This is a genomic window from Micromonospora sp. WMMD737 (assembly GCF_049179055.1).
GTDB classification, from domain to species: Bacteria; Actinomycetota; Actinomycetes; order Mycobacteriales; family Micromonosporaceae; genus Micromonospora; species Micromonospora reichwaldensis.
The window spans coordinates 4,398,340-4,417,934 of the sequence record NZ_JBMHMH010000001.1 but is presented as its reverse complement, the minus strand read 5'-3'; the positions used below and the strand labels follow the sequence as shown (position 1 = coordinate 4,417,934).

Here is a 19,595-nt window from a genome sequence, read left to right as displayed (position 1 = left end):
GATGTGGTAGAGCACCGCTGGCGCCCGAGGGCGGGCGGTCACTCGGAAAGGGGCGCGACTCCGAACAGGGCGGCGGCTCAGGAGAGGGCGGTGGCGATGGCGGTGGCGGCAGCGAGGACCTGCGCGCCGACCACCTCGGCGTCCAGCGGGGCCAGCGCCACCACCCCGACGCTCGCCTCCAGGCCCGGCACGCCGAGCACCGGGGCGGCCACGCCGTACGCCCCGGATTGCAGTTCCCCGGCGGTGCTCACCGGGCCGGCGGCGCCCGCCCGGCCGGCGAGGATGGCCCGCCCGGCCGCCCCGCGCTCCAGCGGGTGCCGCGCCCCCGTCCGGTACGCGACGTGGAACGACGTCCAGCTCGGCTCGACCACGACGAGCGCGACCCCCTCGCCGCCCTCGACCACCGTCAGGTGGGCGGTCGCGCCGGCCTGCTCCGCGAGGCGGCGCAACGCGGGCAGCGCCCCCTCGGCGAGCAGCGGCTGGGCCCGCCGGGCCAGGTGCAGCACCCCGGCGCCGAGACGCAGCCGGCCCTCGCCGTCGCGGCGCAGCATGCCGTGCGCGGCGAGCGCGCCGACCAGCCGGTACACCGCCGCCCGGCCGACGCCCAACCGGTTCGCCGCCTCGGTGACGGTCAGCCCGCCCGGCGCGTCGGCGACCAGGTGCAGCAGTCGCAGTCCCCGGTCCAACGTCTGCGCCGTCTCCCCGCCCCGCGCCGTCGTCTCCACGCCCAGCAGCGTACGACCCGGCTCCGGACAACCCAGGAATGCGGGGACGGCTACCCTTGTACGGTGACGCTACGCCTGTATGACACCGCCACCCGATCGGTGCGGGACTTCGTCCCGCGGGAAGCCGGCAAGGTGGGGGTCTACCTGTGTGGTCTCACCCTCCAGGCCCCGCCGCACATCGGCCACCTTCGCTCCGGCGTCAACTACGACGTGCTGCGCCGCTGGCTGCTCGCCGCCGGCTACGAGGTCACCTTCATCCGCAACGTGACCGACATCGACGACAAGATCCTGGTCAAGGCGATGGAGCGGGGCCAGCCCTTCTGGTCGATCGCGTACGCCAACGAGCTGGTCCTGGCCGAGTCCTACCGGGCGCTCAACGTGCTGCCCCCGACGTACGAGCCGCGGGCCACCGGGCACATCCCGGAGATGCACGAGCTGATCGCCAAGCTCATCGCCGACGGGCACGCCTACCCGGCCACCGACGACTCCGGCGACGTCTACTTCGACGTCTGCTCCTGGCCGGCCTACGGCTCCCTGTCGGGGCAGTCGCCGGACGCGATGCAGTCGGCCGGGGACGCGCCCGACCGGGGCAAGCGCGACCCGCGCGACTTCGCGCTCTGGAAGGGCGCCAAGCCCGACGAGCCGGCGGACGCCTACTGGCCGTCGCCGTGGGGGCGGGGCCGGCCGGGCTGGCACATCGAGTGCTCGGCGATGTGCCGGCGCTACCTCGGGGCCGAGTTCGACATCCACGGCGGCGGACTGGACCTCACCTTCCCCCACCACGAGAACGAGATCGCCCAGTCGCAGGCCGCCGGGCTGCCGTTCGCCCGCTACTGGGTGCACCACGGGCTGCTCAGCATCGGCGGCGCCAAGATGGGCAAGTCGCTCGGCAACGCCCTCGACCTGACGTACGTCGGCTCGCTCGGGGTGCGCCCGGTGGAGCTGCGTTACTACTACGCCGCCGCGCACTACCGGTCCCGGATCGACTACTCGGAGGACGCGCTGCGCGAGGCCGCCGTCGCGTACCGCCGGATCGAGGGCTTCGTGCAGCGGGCCGTCGAGCGCGTCGGCGCCGGCCAGCTCGGCGAGCTGCCGGGCGCGTTCGCGGCGGCCATGGACGACGACCTGAACACCTCCGCCGCGTTCGCCGTCCTGCACGAGGTGGTCCGCGACGGCAACACCGCGCTGACCGGCGGCGACGATGTGACCGTCCGCACGGCGCTGGCCTCCGCGCGCGCCATGCTGGATATCCTCGGGGTCGACCCCCTCGACCCGGTGTGGACCGGTGGCGGCCGCACGGACGACCTGCGCGGCGTGGTGGACTCGCTGGTCGCGCTGGCCCTGGAGCAGCGCGCACAGGCCCGCGGTCGCAAGGACTGGGCCGCCGCGGACGCCGTACGTGACCAGCTCAAGCAGGCCGGCGTGGTGGTCGAGGACACCCCCCAGGGCCCCCGTTGGACTATTGGAGAGCAGGACTGATGGCCGGCAACTCGCAGCGCCGTGGCCGGCGTCTGACGCCGAAGGCGGGAGCCCCGAAGGGCTCCGGTGGCAAGAACAAGGACAGCCTCGCCGGGCGGGGCAGGACCCTGCCCGCCGACGAGCGGCCCTGGCACAAGGCGTACTCGGGCACCGAGAAGCTGCCCCAGCGCACCGCCTGGAAGCAGGACAAGGAGCGCCGGGCAGCGGCCGAGGAGGGGCGCGCCCCCAAGATCGGCCAGCCGGGCAGCAAGGACACCACCTGGGGCAAGGGCGGTGGCCGGGGCGTGCCGACCACGGGCGGGCGCGGCACGGGCGGGCGCGGTACGGGCGGTCGGGGCGCCAGGCCCACCGGTCGCGGCGGCCCCCGGGTCGCGCCGGGCCGCAAGTCCAACCCGTCCAAGGACACGCCGGAGCTGCTGGTCGGCCGCAACCCGGTGCTGGAGTCGCTGCGCGCCCAGGTGCCGGCGACCGCGCTCTACACCGCGCAGGGCATCGACGCCGACGACCGGGTCAACGAGATCGTCCGGACGGCCGCCGACCGGGGCATCGCGATCCTGGAGATCAGCCGGGCCGAGCTGGACCGGATGACCGGCGGCGTGCTGCACCAGGGCATCGGGCTCCAGGTGCCGGCGTTCGCTTACGAGCCCTTCGAGGACCTCGTCGCGGCGGCGCTGGAGCAGACCGCCCCGCTGCTGGTGGCGCTGGACGGGGTGACCGACCCGCGCAACCTCGGCGCGGTGATCCGGTCCGCCGCCGCCTTCGGCGTGCAGGGTGTCTTCGTACCGGAGCGGCGGGCTGCCGGGATCACCGCGACCGCCTGGCGGACCAGCGCCGGTGCGGCGGCGCGGGTACCGGTCGCCCAGGTGACGAACCTCACCCGGTCGCTGAAAGCCTGTCAGGACGCCGGCTTCCTCGTGGTGGGCCTGGACGCCGACGGCGAGACCGACCTCTACGACCTGGAGGCCGCCGTCGGCCCGCTGGTCGTGGTGGTCGGCTCCGAGGGCCGGGGGCTCTCCCGGCTGGTCGGCGAGACCTGCGACCTGACGGTCAGCATCCCGATGGTCTCCGACGTCGAGTCGCTCAACGCCAGCGTCGCCGCGGCCGTCACCCTCGCCGAGGTGGCGCGCCGCCGGGCCGCCGAGGGCTGATCCGCAGACACGGAGAAGGGGCGGTCCGCCGATGGCGGGCCGCCCCTTCGCCTGTCCGGGGGCCCTCAGCCCGGAGACGACGATGGGGGCACCCGCCGGTCGGCGGGCACCCCCATCTCGTCGTACGTCAGATGCGGTTGCCGGTGCTCGCGTTGAAGACGTGGCTGCGGCCCTCGCGCGGCTTGACGAACACGGTGTCGCCCATGTTCGGCATGGTGCGCCGGTCGGTGCGGACCACGAAGCGCTCGTTGCTGCCCTCGAGCGCGGCGTGGCCGTAGATGTTGGCGTCCGAGCCGAGGTCCTCGACCAGCTCGACGACGACGGGCATGCCGCCCTCGGTCGGGCTGACCAGGTCGCAGTCCTCGGGGCGGAAGCCGACGGTCACCTTGTTGTCGCCGCCGTCGGCGCGGGCCGCCTCGACCTGCTCACGGGTGAGCGGGATCTGCAGGTCGGCGAAGGCGGCGCCCCGCTCGTTCAGCGGCACGGTCTTGATGTTCATGGCGGGGGAGCCCATGAAGCCGGCGACGAAGACGTTGGCCGGGGTGTCGTAGAGCGCCCGCGGGGTGTCCACCTGCTGGAGCACGCCGTCGAGCATGACCGCCACCCGGTGACCCATGGTCATGGCCTCGACCTGGTCGTGGGTGACATAGACGGTGGTGACGCCCAGCTTCGCCTGGAGCGACGCGATCTGGGTACGGGTCTGCACACGCAGCTTCGCGTCGAGGTTCGACAGCGGCTCGTCCATGAGGAAGACCTGCGGCTCGCGGACGATCGCCCGGCCCATGGCCACCCGCTGGCGCTGACCGCCGGAGAGGGCCTTCGGCTTGCGGCCCAGGTACTCCTCCAGCTGGAGCAGCGCCGCCGCCTCCTTGACCCGCCGGTCGATCTCGGCCTTCGAGGTCTTGCGCAGCTTGAGCGCGAACGCCATGTTCTCGTACACCGTCATGTGCGGGTAGAGAGCGTAGTTCTGGAAGACCATCGCGATGTCGCGGGCCTTCGGCGGCAGGTGGGTGACGTCCCGGTCGTCGATGTGGATCGAGCCCTGGTCGACGTCCTCGAGGCCGGCGAGCATGCGCAGGCTGGTGGACTTGCCGCAACCGGAGGGGCCGACCAGGACGAGGAACTCGCCGTCGCCGATCTCCAGGTCGAGCTGGTTGACGGCGGGACGCTCCGTGCCCGGGTAGATCCGGGACGCCTTGGAGTAGGTGACCGTAGCCATGGTGGGGTGCTTCCTTTCACCGGCAGGAACGTGCCGGACGATCCGAGTGAAGGAGCGGCCGGCACGGGACGCGCCGGCCCACGGGCGGCCTCTCGGTGATCGAGATGTCGTCCGTGTCACTGCACGGTAAACGGCTTTCCGTCACCTGCCAAGGCGGGGCGCACGGGATGGGACGGACCGCATAGACATTCCGGTCACTCGGGCACGGGCGGACATCAATCGACCGTCAATGTCGGTCCGCCGCAGGGGGGCGGAGACGTTTCCGGTGGTCGGGGGGCCTGCCGCGGCGGAAATCCGGACGTCAGTCGCTATGCTGGCGTCGGCACCACACGCCCCTGTAGCTCAGCTGGCCAGAGCACTCGCCTTGTAAGCGAGATGTCGCCGGTTCGATCCCGGCCGGGGGCTCCAAATTTCATCAGACAGCCCGGTTACCGGAAGCTAGGAGACGTCGAAGAGGCGGAGACCGTCGTACTCGGCGAAGTCGGCGTAGTCCTTGCCGTTGAAGGTCGCCAGCGGTAGCCGGTCGACGAGGCAGCATGCCGCGATCCAGGAGTCGTTCGTCGGCCGGGGCCGCCCGCGATGCTGTGCCCGCGCCTGGAGATGCCCCCAGGTCGTCGCCACCGCCTCGTCGAAGGGCAGCAGCACGACGCCGGAGCGCCACTGCGCGAGGTCAGCCAGCTTGCGTGGCCCCCAGCTCCGCAGCGCGGTCCACTTGGTCAGCTCCCCAAGCGTGACGAAGGTGATGCACAGGGTCTTACCGGTCAGCCGGGCACGGAGCCGGTCGTGCAGCCGACCGCGCAGGATGGCCGACGCGACGTCGGTGTCCAGGACCACCAGGCTCACGCGGCGCCGGCCCGCCGGGAGGCGTAGAGGTCGGCGAGGAAGTCGTCCAGCTCGTCGTCGGACTCGAACAGGCCCGGCCGTGCGAGGTCGTCGATGGAAGCGACCGGTCGGACACCCTGACGACGCGCCAGTTCCGTTGCCGGTACGTGTTCAGCAGTCGGCCACTTGGGCACACTCTCGGCGTTGCTCGACATTGCACCCGGCTCCCCTCCTGCTCACTGCGGATTCCATTCTCGCACGCAGAGGGCCTGGACCCCGTCATCTACGGCACGCACCGTCACGGATCGAGGCAGTTCCCGCGGTACGCGAACCGGCGGGGCGGCGGGTCGCCGTCGGGCCTGTGGCCGGTGCCTATGCTGGTCACGTGAGCAGGGCGACGGAGGAGTCGAACCGGGCCATGCTGCGCGCCCGGGACGCGATGGACCGCGCGTACGACCAGCCGCTGGACATCCCCGCCCTGGCCCGCATCGCGTACGTCTCCGAGGCGCACTTCATCCGCACCTTCCGGGCGACCTTTGGCGAGACCCCGCACCGCTACCTCCAGCGGCGGCGGGTGGAGCGGGCCATGTACCTGCTGCTGCACACCGACCGGGACGTCACCGACGTCTGCTACGCGGTCGGCTTCGCCAGCCTGGGCACGTTCAGCCGCACGTTCCGGCAGATCGTCGGGGAGCCGCCGTCGGAGTACCGCCGGCGCAAGGCGCCCACCGCCGCCGTGCCGGTGTGCTTCACCAAGGCCTAGACCCGGCCCAGCAGCTTCGGGCAGCAGAGGTCAGTTTTGGATAAGCAGCAGGTCAGGGGAGCCCCGTAGCGTTCCCGGCATGACGATGAACGCGATCAGCCGCTCCCAGATCTACGTGCTCGACCAGGACGAGGCCCTCGACTTCTATGTCGGCAAGCTCGGCCTGGAGGTCAACACCGACCAGGACCTCGGCTTCATGCGCTGGCTGACGGTGAACCTGCCCGGCGACCCGGAGCGCGAGATCCTGCTGGAGAAGCCGGGCCCGCCGGCGCTGGACCCGGCGACCGCCGAGCAGGTCCGTGAGCTGCTCACGAAGGGGGCGCTGGGCGGTTACCTCTTCATGACCACCGACGACGCGCACAAGACGTACGAGGACCTCGTGGCCAAGGGCGTCGAGATCACCGACGAGCCGATGGAGCGCCCGTACGGGATCGACTTCGGCATCCGCGACCCGTTCGGCAACAAGATCCGCATCGGCCAGATGTTCCCCAGGGGCTGACCCGGTGCGGGAGCGACTCGACCTTTGAGCGGCTCAGATGCCCCCTGTGATGGATCTGTGACGGATCTGGGGTCGGCCCGCCTAGCGTGTCCTTCACCACGGACCGGCAGTCCGCCGGGCCGGACGGAAGGGGATTTCATGCGCGTCGTCCACGCGATCGACCGGGCTCTGCGCCTCGTGCTGCCCACGACCACGGCCGCAGCGGCCTGTGAGGTGCAGACCTACTACGAGTACCAGTACCGCGCCTGCTCGGGCGGCCGCACCAGGTGGCGTCGGAGCGTCACGATCCAGGCCAGCTGCAGCGTCACGTACGGATCCTGGGTCCAGGTCAGCGGCTGCATCCCGGCCTGATCAGCTGGTGGCCGGCCCGCCACGGGGGCGGGCCGGCCATCCCTCATCCACCGACGGGACGAACTGCATGTCAGCTCTGGCGTCGATCGTCGGGCCGATGCTCGCGATCGTGTTCATCGTGGCCGCAGCCGCCAAGGCCCGCCCGTCCGGATTCCGCGAACTGGTGACGCTGCTGCGGACGGCGCGGCTGCTACCGGCATCCTGGGCGGCTCACGCGGCCGTGTTGCTGGTCGCCGCCGAGGCCGTCATCGCCGCCTGCCTCGCCTTCCCGGCGACCGCACGGGCCGGCGCCGCCGCCGCCGTGGTGCTCCTCGTGGTACTGACGGCCGGACTGGCTGTGGCGCTCGGACGGCGGGTACCGCTGGCGTGTAGCTGCTTCGGCACCGGCGGCGACCGGATCAGTACGGCTCAACTGGGGCGCAACCTGCTCCTGCTGGCCTGCGCGGCCGTCGGCTGGGCGGGCTACGCCCATGTGCGGCCGTCGCTGGTGGCCTGGGCCGTCGCCGCGTTCGCCGCGGCGCTGCTGGTCCGCTTCGACGATCTTCTGGACCTACTCGCCCCGGCCGCACCGCAGAGGAGACGATCCCGATGACTGTCGTGGAGGTTGCGCTGGTCGCCTTCTGTCTGACGAATCTGCTGCTCACGCTCGCCCTGGTCCGCCGGCTGCGTACGCAGGCACGCACCCTGGGCCGGCTGGTCGAGCACACCCCGCCGGGGTTGCGAGCGGGCGACCCGGTCGCCGATTTCGCGGCGGTGACCGTGGACGGGTCGCTCTCATCGGGAACCGACCTCGCCGCTGGTGGCCTGGTCGCCGTCCTCAGCCCGGGCTGTGGCGCCTGTGAGGAGGCCGTCACCGGTCTCGCGGCGACGCTCGCCGAACCCGGGCGACCCGCCGCCCTCGTCGTGGTGGCGGCCGACCCGTCGACGGCGGAGCCGATGACCGGTGTGCTCGGCCGCTACGCGCCGGTCGTCGTCGAAGCGCCGGTCACCGGCGCGGTGCAGCGGGCCCTCGGCATCCGCGAGTATCCGGCGCTCGTCGCCGTCGCGGGTGGCGTGGTCACGGCGGTGGGCAACGACATCCGCGACCTGCCGGCTGTCCTCGCCGCGATTCCCGGACCCGCGCGATGAAGGCTCTGCGGCAGACGGTGGCCTGCGTCCGGTTGGCGCTGCGCCTCGCCGCCCGCAGTGGGCCGGGCCTGTTGACCGGGTACGCCGCTGTCACCCTGCTGTCGGGCGTGGTTCCGGTGGCTCTGGCTCTGCTCACCCGCGCGATGGTGGACGGGCTCACCGGGGGCGGGGCGGTCGTCGGGATCGTCGTCGCGCTGGCCGCCGTCAGTCTCGCCGCCGCCGTCGCGCCCCTCTGGTCCAACTATGCGGCGCAGGAACTGCACCGGCGGGTCACCGTCGTCGCCCACGGGGAGCTCTTCGCCGCGGTCAACGCCCAGCGCGGGATCGCCGTGTTCGAGTCGCCCGCCTACCTCGACCGCCTGCAGCTCGCCCGGCAGGCCGGCGACTTCGCTCCGGGTCAGATCATGCAGAGCGTGCTCGCGGTCGCCCGCTCCGTGGTGACTGCCGCGTCCCTGGTGGTTTCGCTCGCGATCGTCAACGTCACGGTGGCCGCGATCGTCGTCGCGGCCGCGGTGCCCGCCCTGCTGGCGCAGCTCGCGCTGGGCCGCAGCCGGGTGGCGATGCTAGCGCTGGTCAGTCCGATGCAGCGGCGCCAAGGCTTCTTCGCCGGCCTGCTCACCACAACGCAGGCCGCGCAGGAGATCCGGCTGTTCGGTGCCGGCGAGCACCTGCGCCAGTTGATGCACGACCAGCATCGGGAAGCTCTGGCCCGCCATCGTGCGGTCGACGTCGCGCAGCTACGGGTCCAGGTGGGACTGGCGACAGTCGCCGCCGGAATCTCCGGTGGTGTGCTCGTCTGGGCGGTGCTCGCGGCCGGTCGGAACGCGATGTCCGCCGGCGATGTCCTGCTGCTCGTCGCGGCCGTCGCCGGTACGCAGGCGGCGCTGACGTCCTCTGTGGAGGCGATCGCGGCCGGGCACGAGGCGGTGATGCTGCTGCAACATTACCGGTCGGTCGTCGCCGAGCCGCCCCGCCTGGCGGTGCCGGAGCTGCCCAGGCCGGTGCCGCGGCTGCGTGAGGGCATCGAGGTTCGCGACGTCTGGTTCCGCTACGGCGACGGGCAGCCGTGGGTGCTGCGCGGCGTCACCCTGACGCTGCCGGCGACCCGTGCCTGCGCCCTCGTCGGGGTCAACGGCTCCGGCAAGACGACGCTGGTCAAGCTGCTGTGCCGGTTGCACGACCCGGTCCGTGGCCAGATCCTGTGGGACGGGGTCGACATCCGCGAGATGGACGTGGACGACCTGCGGGCCCGGGTCGGCGTGCTGTTCCAGGACTTCATGCGCTACGACCTCACCGCCGAGCACAACATCGCCCTTGGCGACCTGGTCAACGCAGACTCCGACCGGGTGGCGGGCGCGGCGCGGCTCGCCGGGATCGATGCCACGCTCAGGAGGCTGCCGCACGGCTACGACACGCAGTTGTCGCGTACCTATGTCAGCGAGCAGGACCGGGACAACCCGGACACCGGTGTCGTGCTTTCCGGAGGCCAGTGGCAGCGGCTGGCGCTCGCCCGTACGCTGCTGCGCCAGGATCCGGAGCTGCTCGTGCTCGACGAACCCAGTTCGGGCCTGGACGCCGACGCCGAATACGAGATCCACCACCGGCTTCGCGAGCACCGGCGTGGCCGGACCAGCCTGCTCATCTCGCACCGGCTCAGCGCCATCCGTGACGCGGACGTGATCGTGGTGCTCGCGGCGGGCACCATCGTCGAGCGCGGGTCGCACACTGAGCTGATGCGTGACGGGGGCGTCTATGCCCGCCTGTTCACCATGCAGGCGCGGGGCTACCGGGACGGCACGAAGGAGGATGGCGATGGCGGTGCCGCTGGTGTTGATCACGACGGTCCTGCTGACGATCTGGTGGCTGCGCCGTAGCCTCATCGTCGTCACGGTCACCGGCGAGAGCATGCTTCCCGCCCTGCGTCACGGCGACTCGCTGCTCGTGCGCCGCACCCGGGTCGGGCGCGTCCGTCGCGGGGCCGTCGTCGTACTCGAACTGCCGGATCAGCGAGCTGCGCCGGCCAATCTACCGCCAAACGCCGGCCTGCCCGCTCGGTGGTCGGTGAAGCGCGTCACCGGCCTTCCGGGCGACGTCACCGCCGGTATCGACGGCACGTGCTGGCCGGTGCCGCCCGGATCCCTCGCGGTGGCTGGCGACAACGCGGCGATGAGCTACGACTCCCGGCAGGTCGGGCCGGTCCCCGGCGACCGCCTCCTCGGCGTCGTCGTCCTCCGCCTGCGCGCGGTCGATGCGGAGGTGGTCGCCCGGGGGCGACTGCGATGACTCGCTAAGCTTCACCGCGCCTGCCTGGCCGTGATGTTCGATAGGCGGCACACTCGTGGTCGTGCGGGGGCCGCTGCCCGGTGTCCCCGCGGGGCAAGCGGGGGGAATCCACGTGCACGGCGTAGCTATCTTCCGGCTGCTGGGACCGGTCGACCTGGTGTGCGACGACAGGACGGTGCCGATCAGCGGGCGGGTCTCCCAGGCGGTGCTCGCCGCCCTGCTACTGGAGGCCGGCCGGTATGTCCAGGTCGACCGGTTGATTGAGGCCGCCTGGAGCGATGACCGGCCCGCGAAGGCCCGCACCCAGGCCCAGAACCGGGTCTCCACGCTCCGCCAGACGCTGCACGCGGCCCTCGGCCACCAGATCATCGAATCCACCGGTAGCAGCTACCGCATCCGGCTGGACGGCATCGCCCTCGACGTCGACGAGTTCGACCGGTGCCTGCGGGCGGGCACTGACAGCATCGTTGCCGGCGACCTCGGCGGCGGTGTGAGCGCGCTGGAGAAGGCGCTCGGGCTGTTTCGCGGCCCCGCCCTGGACGGCCTGACCACGCCTCTGATGCGGGCCGCCGCTCAGCGACTCGACCAGGCCCGGATCGACGCGACCGAGCAGTTGATCGACGCCCGGCTCGCGCTCGGCGGGCATCGGGCGGCCCTGTCCACCCTCCTCACTCTCGTCGCCGAGAACCCGTGGCGGGAGCGGCTGCACAGCCAGCTCATGATCGCCCTCTACCGCTGCGGACGCCAGGCCGACGCGCTCGTCACCTTCGAGCAGATCCGCGGGCGCCTCGCCGACGAACTGGGCGTCGACCCCGGGCCCGACCTGCTGCGTACCCGGGACCTGATCCTGCGCGAGGACCCGTCGCTCGCCGCTCCGACGACGCCACCGTCCGCTCCGGTCCCTTCCGCCGCCGGCTGTCTCCTACCCCGCGCGGTGCCCGACTTCACCGGCCGCGCCAGCGAGGTGGCGACGCTGGACGCCCTGGCCCGCGAGGCTCTGCACGAGCCCGTTGTCGCACTCGTCACCGGTACGGCGGGCGTCGGCAAGACGGCCCTCGCCCTGCACTGGGGGCACGCCCGGCGGGCCCTGTTTCCGGACGGCCAGGTGCACGTCAATCTGCGTGGGCACGGCCCGGGGACGGAGCTTCCGCCGCTCGCCGCGCTCGCGATCCTGCTGCAGGCGCTCGGGGTCGCACCGGAGGAGATCCCGGCCGACGAGGACGCCGCTGCCAACGCCTACCGCGCGGCCCTGACCGGTCGGCGCGTCCTCGTCGTCGCCGACAACGCGGCCACTGCCGAACAGGTCCGGCCGTTGCTACCCAGCCAGCCGGGCACGATGGTCCTCGTCACCAGCCGTGACAGCCTCACCGGGCTGGTCGCCATCGACGGAGCGCGGCGGGTGCCACTGTCGAGGCTGGCCTCCGCCGACGCCGAGGGACTGCTCCGGCGGATGCTGGGCGACGGCATCGTCGACGCTGACCGGGATGCCGCAGCCGAACTCGTGGCGGCGTGCGCGCACCTTCCGCTGGCGCTGCGGATCGCGGGCGCGCACCTGCGCGACCAGGCCGGGCCCGGCCTCGTCGGCTATGTCGCCGAACTACGCCGTGCCGCCCGGCTCGACATCCTGCAAGTTCCCGTCGATGAGCTCGCGGCGGTCCGGGCCGCCTTCGACCGCTCCAGTCGCCGGCTCTCCCCCGCTGCGGCCCGGCTGTTCCGGCTCTGCGGCGCGGTGCCGGCGCCCGACATTACGGCTGAGGCCGCCGCCGAGGTCAGCGACACCACCGTCTGGCACGCTGCGGAGCTGCTCGATCAACTGGCGGCCGCGCACCTCTTCGAACGTGTCGGTCCTGGCCGGTATGCCATGCACGACCTGCTTCGTGAATACGCCAACGAGCAGTGCCGCCTGGACGAACCCGATGCGGCAGCCGCGATCCGTCGGTTCTACGATCACTACCGCCGACGGGCAGACGCGGCGTCGGCGTCGGCGTTTCCGACCGCACTGCGCCTGCCCGACGGCGAGCCGCCGCAGCCCGGCGGATTCCCGGACCGCGCGGCGGCGCTGGGATGGCTCGATGCCGAACGCGGCGTGCTCGTCGCCGCCGTCGCGGCGGCGGCTGCGGAAGGCGTTCCCGAGGCGGCCTGGCGGCTGGCTCAGGCGCTCCGGCCCTACTTCTGGCTCCGCCGTTCCACGGTGGAGTGGCGTGCCACCGAGCTTGCCGGCCGTGAGGCTGCCATAGCTGCGGGCGCGCAGCACGCACTCGCCGCCGGCTCCTTCGGACTGGGGATGGCGGACATCAACTTCGGCAGGTACGCCGAGGCCGTCGGGCATCTGCGTGCGGCGGCGATGACAAGCCGGGCCGTTGGATGGACGGCGGGCGAGGCCAGCGCTGTCGGCATCCTGGGGATCGCCTTCAGCGAGCTCGGCCGCCTCACCGAGGCCGCCGAGCACTACCGGCAGTCCTACGACCTCAACCGGCAACTCGGCCGCGTCGGCAGCCAGGCCAACAACCTCGGCAACCTGGGCCTGCTCGAGCTGCGGCTGGGCGACTTCCCCTCCGCAGCCCGGCACCTGCAGAGCTGTGTGGACCTGTACGCCGAACTCGGCGGCGGCCAGCACGACGGCGTCTACCTCGCCGGTTGTGCCCAGGCACACCGTCACCTCGGCAATCTCGACATCGCAGCCGAACAGCTCCAGCGAGCACTGACGATCTGCCGTGATCTCGACGACGAGGAGCAGGAGGTTCTGGTCCTCACCGAGCTGGCTCTGGTGTACTGCGCCGACGGCGACACCGATGCCGCCGTCGAGCATGCCCGGCAGGCCCTGGCGCTCGCCAGGCACGTGCGCGACGCGGACGTCAAGTCGGTCGCGCTCGCCGGGCGGGCCGCCGTGCTGGCCGGAACCGACCCCGCCACCGCGCGAGCCGACGCGGCGGAGGCGGTGCGGCTCGCGGCCGACGGCGCCAATGCCTACGTCACCGGGCAGGCCCTGCTGGCCCTTGCCGAAGCCGAGGCGGCGTGCGACGACCGACGCGCCTGCCGGGACCACGCCGAGCACGCGCTGCGCCTGGCCCAGGAGTACGGCTTCGCCGAGGTCGCCCGCCGAGCCCGCGCACTGGGAGCCTGACCAGTCGGGCGATCCAGGGCTCGCGGGTGGCCGCCCTCGCCCGCCGGGCCTGCGTACGAGGCTTCCCGAGCCGGTCACCCGGTCGCGCCGACCAGCAGTTCCACCACCAGGCGGGTCGTAGTGGCAGCGCCGCCGTCGGACGGGCAGTCCACGTAGCCGGTCTGCACCGCTCCGACGGTCAGCTGGTAGCTGAAGGCGTCGTGGCAGGCCGTGGGGGCCGACGGGCGGCCCGCCTCCGCGGCGAGCGCGGGGTCGGCGACGAGCCGGCGCAGCCGGTCCAGGTCCGCGCCGGAGAGCCGGCCCGTGCGGCGCGACCCGGCGCGGTCCACGGCGCTCCATCGTCCGTCGGGTTCCACCGTCACGGTGTCGCCGCGCCCGGCGAACCCGCCCGACCGGGTCAGCACCACGCGTGCCGTCGCGGCCGTCGGTGCGGAGGTGGGCGGCGCCACGGTCGGTGCGGACGGGCCCGCCGGGAAGCTCCTCGGCGGCGGCACCCGGGGCGGCTCGGTCGTCGCGCAGCCGGACAGGGCCGTCACCAGCAGCGTGATCTTGACGCAAGCCATCGAAACTGATCTCATTCCGCTCGGACGCGCGGCGCGCCGGCGCGGTTCCCGCCGGCACCGGTTCCACCGAACGGTCAGTGTCCCGGGCGGAATCCGGATCACCTCTTCTCTTTTGGGTCGTCACATCGTTATATCTACATGCGTGACTATCCCTGTCGCGCATACCCCCGATCAGGAGGGCACGTGAAAAGACCCATTGCCGCCGTCGGTACGGCCCTGCTCACCAGCGGCCTGCTGACCGGCGTCGCCACCCCGGCGCTCGCGGCACCCCCCACCGCCCCCGCCCCGGGCGGGCCCGCCGCCGCCGCGGCGAGCGTCCTGCGGACCAACCCCGGCGCCGTGCAGGGCACCAGCGCCGAGGCATACCAGGTGCACAGCACCAAGGTCGACGCCAACGGCGCCGCACACACCCGCTACACCCGGACCTACCAGGGCCTGCGGGTGTACGGCGGTGACTTCATCATCCACACCGCGCCGAACGGCGGCTACGCCGGCTCCTCGGTCGGTCTGGACGCCCCGCTGACCCTGCCCACCACGGCGAAGGTCCCCGCCGCGGCGGCGAAGAAGGCCGCCCGCGCCGAGTTCTCCGGCACGCTCACCGCCGTGGGCACCCCGGAACTCTTCGTCGACGCCAGCTCCGGCAAGGGCCGGCTCGCCTGGGAGACCGTCGTCACCGGCTGGCACCCGGACGGGCAGACGCCGTCGCGGTTCCACGTCGTCACCGACGCCACCACGGGCAAGGTCGTCGGCTCGTACGACGAGATCGAGGCCGTCGCCGGCACGGGCAACAGCGTCTACTCGGGCACCGTCACCGTGGACACCACGCTCTCCGGCAGCACGTACCAGATGATCGACCCGCTGCGCGGCAACGGCTCCACGTGCGACATGAACAACGGCACGTCGACGTGCACCACGATCACCGACGCCGACAACACCTGGGGCACCGGCGCCACCTCCAACCGGCAGTCCGCCGCCGTGGACGCGCACTACGGCGCCGCCAAGACCTTCGACTACTTCAAGAACACCCACGGCCGCAACGGCATCTTCGGCGACGGCCGGGGCGTGCCCAGCCGGGTGCACTACGGCAACAACTACGTCAACGCCTTCTGGGACGGCTCCCGGATGACCTACGGCGACGGCAGCGGCAACTCCCGGCCGCTGGTCTCCATCGACGTGGCCGCCCACGAGATGAGCCACGGCGTGACCGAGAACGTCGTCCCCGGCGGCCTGACCTACTCCGGCGAGTCCGGCGGCCTCAACGAGGCCACCAGCGACATCTTCGGCAACATGGTCGAGTTCTACGCCAACAGCTCCGCCGACCCGGGCGACTACCAGGTCGGTGAGAAGATCAACATCAACGGCAACGGTACGCCGCTGCGCTACATGTACAACCCGTCCCTGGACGGTTCGAGCGACAGCTGCTGGTCCACCGCGACCAGGAGCAAGGACGTGCACTACTCGTCCGGTGTCGCCAACCACTTCTTCTTCAACCTCGCCGAGGGCACCGGGGCCACCCCGTACGGCACCTCGCCGGTCTGCGGCTCCGCCCCGGCGGTGACCGGCATCGGCCGCGCCAAGGCCGAGAAGATCTGGTGGCGGGCGCTGGACGCGTACTTCACCTCCAACACCTCGTACGTCAACACCAGCAACCCGGCCAACACCGCCCGGGCGTACAGCCTGCGCGCCGCGACCGACCTGTACGGCAGCTGCTCCACCGAGTACCGGACCGTCCAGGCGGCCTGGACCGCGGTGAACGTGGCCGGCAACGACGCGCCGTGCTCGACCGGCAACGACTTCTCGGTCTCGCTCTCGCCGACCTCCGGCGCGGTGAACCCGGGCGGCTCGGTCTCCACCACCGTGGCCACGGCCACCACCAGCGGCTCGGCGCAGACCGTGACGCTGTCGGCCGCCGGCCTGCCGAGCGGGGCGACCGCCTCGTTCAGCCCGGCCTCGGTGACCTCGGGCGGCTCGTCGACCCTCACCGTCGCCACCACGGCCGCCACGGCGCCCGGCACCTACACGGTCACCGTGAACGGCGCCGGCTCGGTCACCCGCAGCGCCACCTACACGCTGACCGTCAACGGCACCGGCGGCGGCTGCACCAGCCCGGGTCAGAAGCTCGCCAACGCGGGCTTCGAGTCCGGGGCCACCGCCTGGACGCAGACCTCGGGCGTGATCGGCCAGCACGGCACCGCGCAGCCGGCCCGCACCGGCACGTGGAGCGCGTGGATGAACGGGTACGGGACCACCCGCACCGAGACGCTCTCCCAGTCGGTGAGCCTGCCGGCCGGGTGCACGTCGTACAACTTCAGCTTCTGGCTGCACATCGACTCGGCGGAGACCACCAGCAGCACCGCGTACGACACGCTGCGGGTGCAGGTGCTCAACTCCTCCGGGACGGTGCTGGCGACCCTCGCCACGTACTCGAACCTGAACAAGGCCGCGGGCTACAGCCAGAAGTCGTTCTCGCTGGCCGCCTACAAGGGGCAGACCGTGACCCTGCGGTTCACCGGCGTCGAGGACTCGTCGCTCCAGACGTCCTTCGTCGTGGACGACACCGCGCTGAACGTCTCCTGACGTAGCCGTACCGTCGCCGGCCCGGCGACCACCCCGCCAGGGTGGTCGTCGGGCCGGCGCCGTTATGGTCGCCGCACGCGTCGCCGCTCCCGGCGGCCGGGCGGTACGTCGAAGGGGTGGTGACGGTGGCGGACGCGGAACTCCTCGTCGAGGTGGCCGGGCCGGTGGCGACGGTGGTGATCCGCAACCCGGCGCGGCGCAACGCGATGACCACCGCCATGTGGCGGCGGCTGCCGGAACTGCTCGACGGGCTGGAGGCCGACCCGGCCGTCCGGGCGCTGGTGCTCACCGGCGCGGGGGACACCTTCTGCGCCGGCGCGGACCTGGGCGACCTGGACGAGCTGCTGGACGCCGGTGACGCCAGCATCGCGGTAACCGCCGAGGAGCGGCTCGCCGCCTTCGCCAAGCCGACCGTCGCCGCCGTCCGGGGCGCGTGTGTGGGCGGCGGCTGTCAGCTCGCCGTCGCCTGCGACCTGCGGGTCGCCACCACCGACGCGCGGTTCGGCGTGCCGCCGGCGCGGCTGGGACTGGTCTATCCGGCGCCCACCACCCGCCGGCTGGCCCGGCTGGTCGGCCCGGCCGCAGCCAAGCACCTGCTCTTCACCGCCGAGCTGATCGACGCCGAGCGGGCGCTGCGGGTGGGTCTGGTCGACGAGGTGCTGCCGGGCGACGGGCTCGCCGCCCGGGTGGACGAGCTCACCGCCGCCGTGGTCGCCCGGTCGCAGCTCAGCGTCGCCGCCGCCAAGGAGATCGTCGACGGGCGGGCGGACGAGGAGCGGATCGCCTGGTGGCACGGGCAGGTCCGGGCCAGCGGCGAGGCCCGCGAGGGCGTGGCCGCCTTCCACGAGCGCCGCCCGGCCCGCTTCGGCTGGACCCCGCCCGCCCGGCACTGACCGCGCCACCTCCCGTGGGTGGGGGGCCGACGGGTGCCGCGCCGAGGGCGTACCCCCGACGCGGCCCCCCGTTCCCGCCGGCCGGTCCGTCACCGCCCCGCCAGCGCCGCCCAGCTCGGCACGGTCGGCTCACGCCGCAGCGGCATGCCCGCCTCGGCCGGCGTCCGGTCGCCCTTGTGCTGGTTGCAGCCGTAGCAGGCGGCCGTCGTGTTCCGCCAGGTGTTCCGGCCGCCGCGCGAGCGGGGCAGGATGTGGTCGATGGTGCCGGCCGGCCCCCCGCAGTACGCGCAGCAGCGCCCGTCGCGGCGCAGCACGCCCGCGCGGGACCAGGCCGGGCCGGCGCTGAAACGCCACCGGGTCACCACGTAGCGGACCAGGCGCACCACCCGGGGCACCGGGAACACCCCGATCACCCGGTCCGGCTCGGCCTCGTGGATCTCGGCGACCCGCCGGCAGAGCATCCGGATCGCGTGCTGGACGGTGACCCGGTGCAGCGGGCCGAGGTCGGCGTTGACGACGAGGACGGCGTCCACCGGTGTCTCCCTTCGTGGCGGTGACGATCTGGGACGGCCCGGACAGCGAAAGAGCCGCCCGGTCCGGGTTACGGACGGGCGGCTCGACGTCGTGCGGGCACGCGTCAGTCGGGCCGGCCGCCCCCGGGGTCTTCGGCACGGTGACGACCGCCGCCGGCCGGCGATGCCGGACGCGTGGGCAGGCACGACGGCACACCGGTGACGTGCGACATCGACATGACCAGCTCCCGCGGCGGTGGTTGACCTTGCGCGATCACGGTAGGTCCGCGGGGGACAGAGGGGCAACGGATTTCGATCGAGGCCCCGGCTCGTCGGGGCGGCGCTGCCGGCGGGCCCGGCCGGCGGCCCGCGCGGCGGCCAGGGGCCGGTCGATGCGTACGGCCATCCGCGCCGTCAGCTCGCTCTCCAGCAGCGGCCGGTTGACCTCCCCGGCGACCGCGAGCGCCGGCCCCGAGACGGTGCGCCAGATCGCGGCCAGCCCGGCGCCCAGCCCGAGCAGGGCCACGGCGGCCCGGGTCACCGGCGGGCCGGCGGCGGCGAGCGCGCTCACCCCCACCACGGCGAACAGCACGGCGAGCAGCGGTACGAGCACCGGCCAGAAGATCCCCCGGACGGCCTGCACCACCAGCCTCCGGTCCCGCACGATCAGGTTCCGGGCGACGATCGCGTAGTCCTCCTCGTCCAGCAGGTCCCTCGGGTGCAGCCCGCCGGTGAGCACGCCCTGCCACAGCTCGCCCTGGTTGCGCAGCTCGCGGGCCAGCTCGGGCAGCCCCGCCTCGGTCGGGTCGCCCACGCCCGCCCTGGTGACCGCCGACGCCCACGCCGACAGCGAGTGGCGGACCACCGCGGCCGAGTACGGCGGCAGCACGCTGGCCAGCTCGCCCAGCCAACGGCCGATCTCGATCTGCCGCCCGCCGAAGCGCTGGGCCACCTGCCCGGCGTCGCCGTTGCGCACGGCGTCGCCGTACCGGACGGTGTCGGCCAGCGAGCGTCCCAGCCGGTACGCCAGCCCCACCCGCTGGTTGGTGGCCATCGTCCAGCGCAGCAGTTCCACGTTCAGGTCGTCGAGGGCGAGCAGCAGGGCTTCGGCGGACCCGTCGGCCACCCGGCCCCGCGCGTCGGCGGTGGCGGGTACGGGACCGACGCGCCGGGTCAGCTCGGCGATCTGGGTGAGCGCGACCTCCACGCCGTCCAGGTACATCTGCATGCGCCGCCGCCCCGACATCTCGGTCAGGTTGGACAGCTTCGGCGGTGCGCCGGGTGGCCGCTCGGCCCCGGGGTCGCGCAGCTCGGCGGTCCGCGCGTGGTGGTAGGCGTCCGCCATCCACCAGCCGAGCCGCAGGGCGGTCACGACGCAGGCCCGCTCGTCGCGGACCAGCGGGTACGCGTCGTCCCGCGGCACGTCGGCGACGAGCGGGCCGTCGTCCGTGCGCGGCGCCAATCCGACCTCCCGGCTCACCCCAGACAGTCAGCCTAAGTGAACCGAAC

The 19,595-nt window shown here is 73.0% G+C and carries 19 protein-coding genes and 1 tRNA gene; 13 read left to right on the top strand and 7 right to left on the bottom strand.

The features are described 5' to 3' along the window. Positions 1–77: 77 nt before the first annotated feature. On the bottom strand, positions 78–725 hold the full coding sequence (locus tag ACN27A_RS19335) for an IclR family transcriptional regulator (RefSeq protein ID WP_421455390.1): 648 nt from the start codon (positions 723–725) through the stop codon (positions 78–80). 63 nt (positions 726–788) lie between these two features. Between ACN27A_RS19335 and cysS the strand changes: the two genes are divergently transcribed. Together cysS and rlmB are read left to right on the top strand one after the other, a co-directional pair. Beyond that, on the top strand, positions 789–2,204 hold the full coding sequence (gene cysS / locus ACN27A_RS19330) for a cysteine--tRNA ligase (protein WP_421455389.1): 1,416 nt from the start codon (positions 789–791) through the stop codon (positions 2,202–2,204). Then, entirely contained in the window at positions 2,204–3,352 is a 1,149-nt protein-coding gene (rlmB, locus tag ACN27A_RS19325; RefSeq protein ID WP_421455386.1) for a 23S rRNA (guanosine(2251)-2'-O)-methyltransferase RlmB, read from the top strand. The genes cysS and rlmB overlap by 1 nt, the downstream gene beginning before the upstream one ends. Positions 3,353–3,479: 127 nt before the next feature. Here rlmB and ACN27A_RS19320 read toward each other — a convergent pair whose 3' ends face one another. Beyond that, complete coding sequence (locus tag ACN27A_RS19320) at positions 3,480–4,571, bottom strand: ABC transporter ATP-binding protein (protein ID WP_421455383.1); 1,092 nt, start codon at positions 4,569–4,571, stop codon at positions 3,480–3,482. 331 nt (positions 4,572–4,902) lie between these two features. Here ACN27A_RS19320 and ACN27A_RS19315 point away from each other — a divergent pair. Next, a tRNA-Thr gene (locus tag ACN27A_RS19315) sits at positions 4,903–4,979 on the top strand. A gap of 30 nt (positions 4,980–5,009) precedes the next feature. On the opposite strand, the gene ACN27A_RS19310 is transcribed toward ACN27A_RS19315, so the two are convergent. Both ACN27A_RS19310 and ACN27A_RS19305 read right to left on the bottom strand, forming a co-directional pair. Then, positions 5,010–5,414, bottom strand: coding sequence for a type II toxin-antitoxin system VapC family toxin (locus tag ACN27A_RS19310; RefSeq protein ID WP_421455380.1), 405 nt, complete (start codon positions 5,412–5,414; stop codon positions 5,010–5,012). Continuing rightward, positions 5,411–5,608 (bottom strand): hypothetical protein, encoded by a 198-nt coding sequence (locus ACN27A_RS19305; RefSeq protein WP_421455378.1) that lies wholly within the window; start codon positions 5,606–5,608, stop codon positions 5,411–5,413. Before ACN27A_RS19305 ends, ACN27A_RS19310 begins: the two co-directional genes overlap by 4 nt. 170 nt (positions 5,609–5,778) lie before the next feature. On the opposite strand from ACN27A_RS19305, the gene ACN27A_RS19300 reads away from it, so the two are divergent. The 8 genes from ACN27A_RS19300 to ACN27A_RS19265 all read left to right on the top strand — a co-directional run bounded on the left by ACN27A_RS19300 (position 5,779) and on the right by ACN27A_RS19265 (position 13,541). Continuing rightward, positions 5,779–6,156: a helix-turn-helix domain-containing protein gene (locus tag ACN27A_RS19300; protein WP_421455375.1), complete on the top strand. Its 378-nt coding sequence runs from the start codon at positions 5,779–5,781 to the stop codon at positions 6,154–6,156. Between the two features lie 79 nt (positions 6,157–6,235). Next, a complete protein-coding gene (locus tag ACN27A_RS19295) occupies positions 6,236–6,655 on the top strand; it encodes a VOC family protein (protein ID WP_121401524.1) in 420 nt (139 codons plus the stop codon). Positions 6,656–6,793: 138 nt separating this feature from the next. Further along, positions 6,794–7,006, top strand: coding sequence for a hypothetical protein (locus ACN27A_RS19290; RefSeq protein WP_421455372.1), 213 nt, complete (start codon positions 6,794–6,796; stop codon positions 7,004–7,006). A gap of 67 nt (positions 7,007–7,073) precedes the next feature. Continuing rightward, entirely contained in the window at positions 7,074–7,598 is a 525-nt protein-coding gene (locus tag ACN27A_RS19285; RefSeq protein WP_421455370.1) for a MauE/DoxX family redox-associated membrane protein, read from the top strand. Next, a complete protein-coding gene (locus tag ACN27A_RS19280) occupies positions 7,595–8,134 on the top strand; it encodes a hypothetical protein (protein ID WP_421455368.1) in 540 nt (179 codons plus the stop codon). Before ACN27A_RS19285 ends, ACN27A_RS19280 begins: the two co-directional genes overlap by 4 nt. Further along, a complete protein-coding gene (locus ACN27A_RS19275; protein WP_421455365.1) occupies positions 8,131–10,008 on the top strand; it encodes an ABC transporter ATP-binding protein in 1,878 nt (625 codons plus the stop codon). The genes ACN27A_RS19280 and ACN27A_RS19275 overlap by 4 nt, the downstream gene beginning before the upstream one ends. Then, the gene (locus ACN27A_RS19270; protein WP_421455362.1) at positions 9,947–10,417 is read left to right on the top strand and encodes a S26 family signal peptidase; all 471 of its coding nucleotides are present in this window, start codon (positions 9,947–9,949) and stop codon (positions 10,415–10,417) included. The genes ACN27A_RS19275 and ACN27A_RS19270 overlap by 62 nt, the downstream gene beginning before the upstream one ends. Before the next feature lie 112 nt (positions 10,418–10,529). Next, positions 10,530–13,541, top strand: coding sequence for an AfsR/SARP family transcriptional regulator (locus tag ACN27A_RS19265; protein WP_421455360.1), 3,012 nt, complete (start codon positions 10,530–10,532; stop codon positions 13,539–13,541). Between the two features lie 74 nt (positions 13,542–13,615). On the opposite strand, the gene ACN27A_RS19260 is transcribed toward ACN27A_RS19265, so the two are convergent. Further along, entirely contained in the window at positions 13,616–14,104 is a 489-nt protein-coding gene (locus tag ACN27A_RS19260) for a hypothetical protein (RefSeq protein WP_421455357.1), read from the bottom strand. 183 nt (positions 14,105–14,287) lie between these two features. Between ACN27A_RS19260 and ACN27A_RS19255 the strand changes: the two genes are divergently transcribed. Beyond that, positions 14,288–16,681, top strand: a complete 2,394-nt coding sequence (locus ACN27A_RS19255; RefSeq protein ID WP_421455354.1) for a M4 family metallopeptidase — start codon at positions 14,288–14,290, stop codon at positions 16,679–16,681. 119 nt (positions 16,682–16,800) lie between these two features. After that, positions 16,801–17,574 carry an enoyl-CoA hydratase/isomerase family protein gene (locus ACN27A_RS19250; protein ID WP_421458529.1) on the top strand — a complete coding sequence of 258 codons (774 nt, stop codon included), beginning with the start codon at positions 16,801–16,803 and terminating at the stop codon, positions 17,572–17,574. 89 nt (positions 17,575–17,663) lie between these two features. Here the strand turns inward: ACN27A_RS19250 and ACN27A_RS19245 are convergent, their stop codons facing one another. Further along, positions 17,664–18,107 (bottom strand): HNH endonuclease, encoded by a 444-nt coding sequence (locus ACN27A_RS19245; protein WP_421455352.1) that lies wholly within the window; start codon positions 18,105–18,107, stop codon positions 17,664–17,666. 253 nt (positions 18,108–18,360) lie between these two features. After that, positions 18,361–19,548 carry a hypothetical protein gene (locus tag ACN27A_RS19240; RefSeq protein ID WP_421455349.1) on the bottom strand — a complete coding sequence of 396 codons (1,188 nt, stop codon included), beginning with the start codon at positions 19,546–19,548 and terminating at the stop codon, positions 18,361–18,363. Between the last annotated feature and the right edge of the window lie 47 nt (positions 19,549–19,595).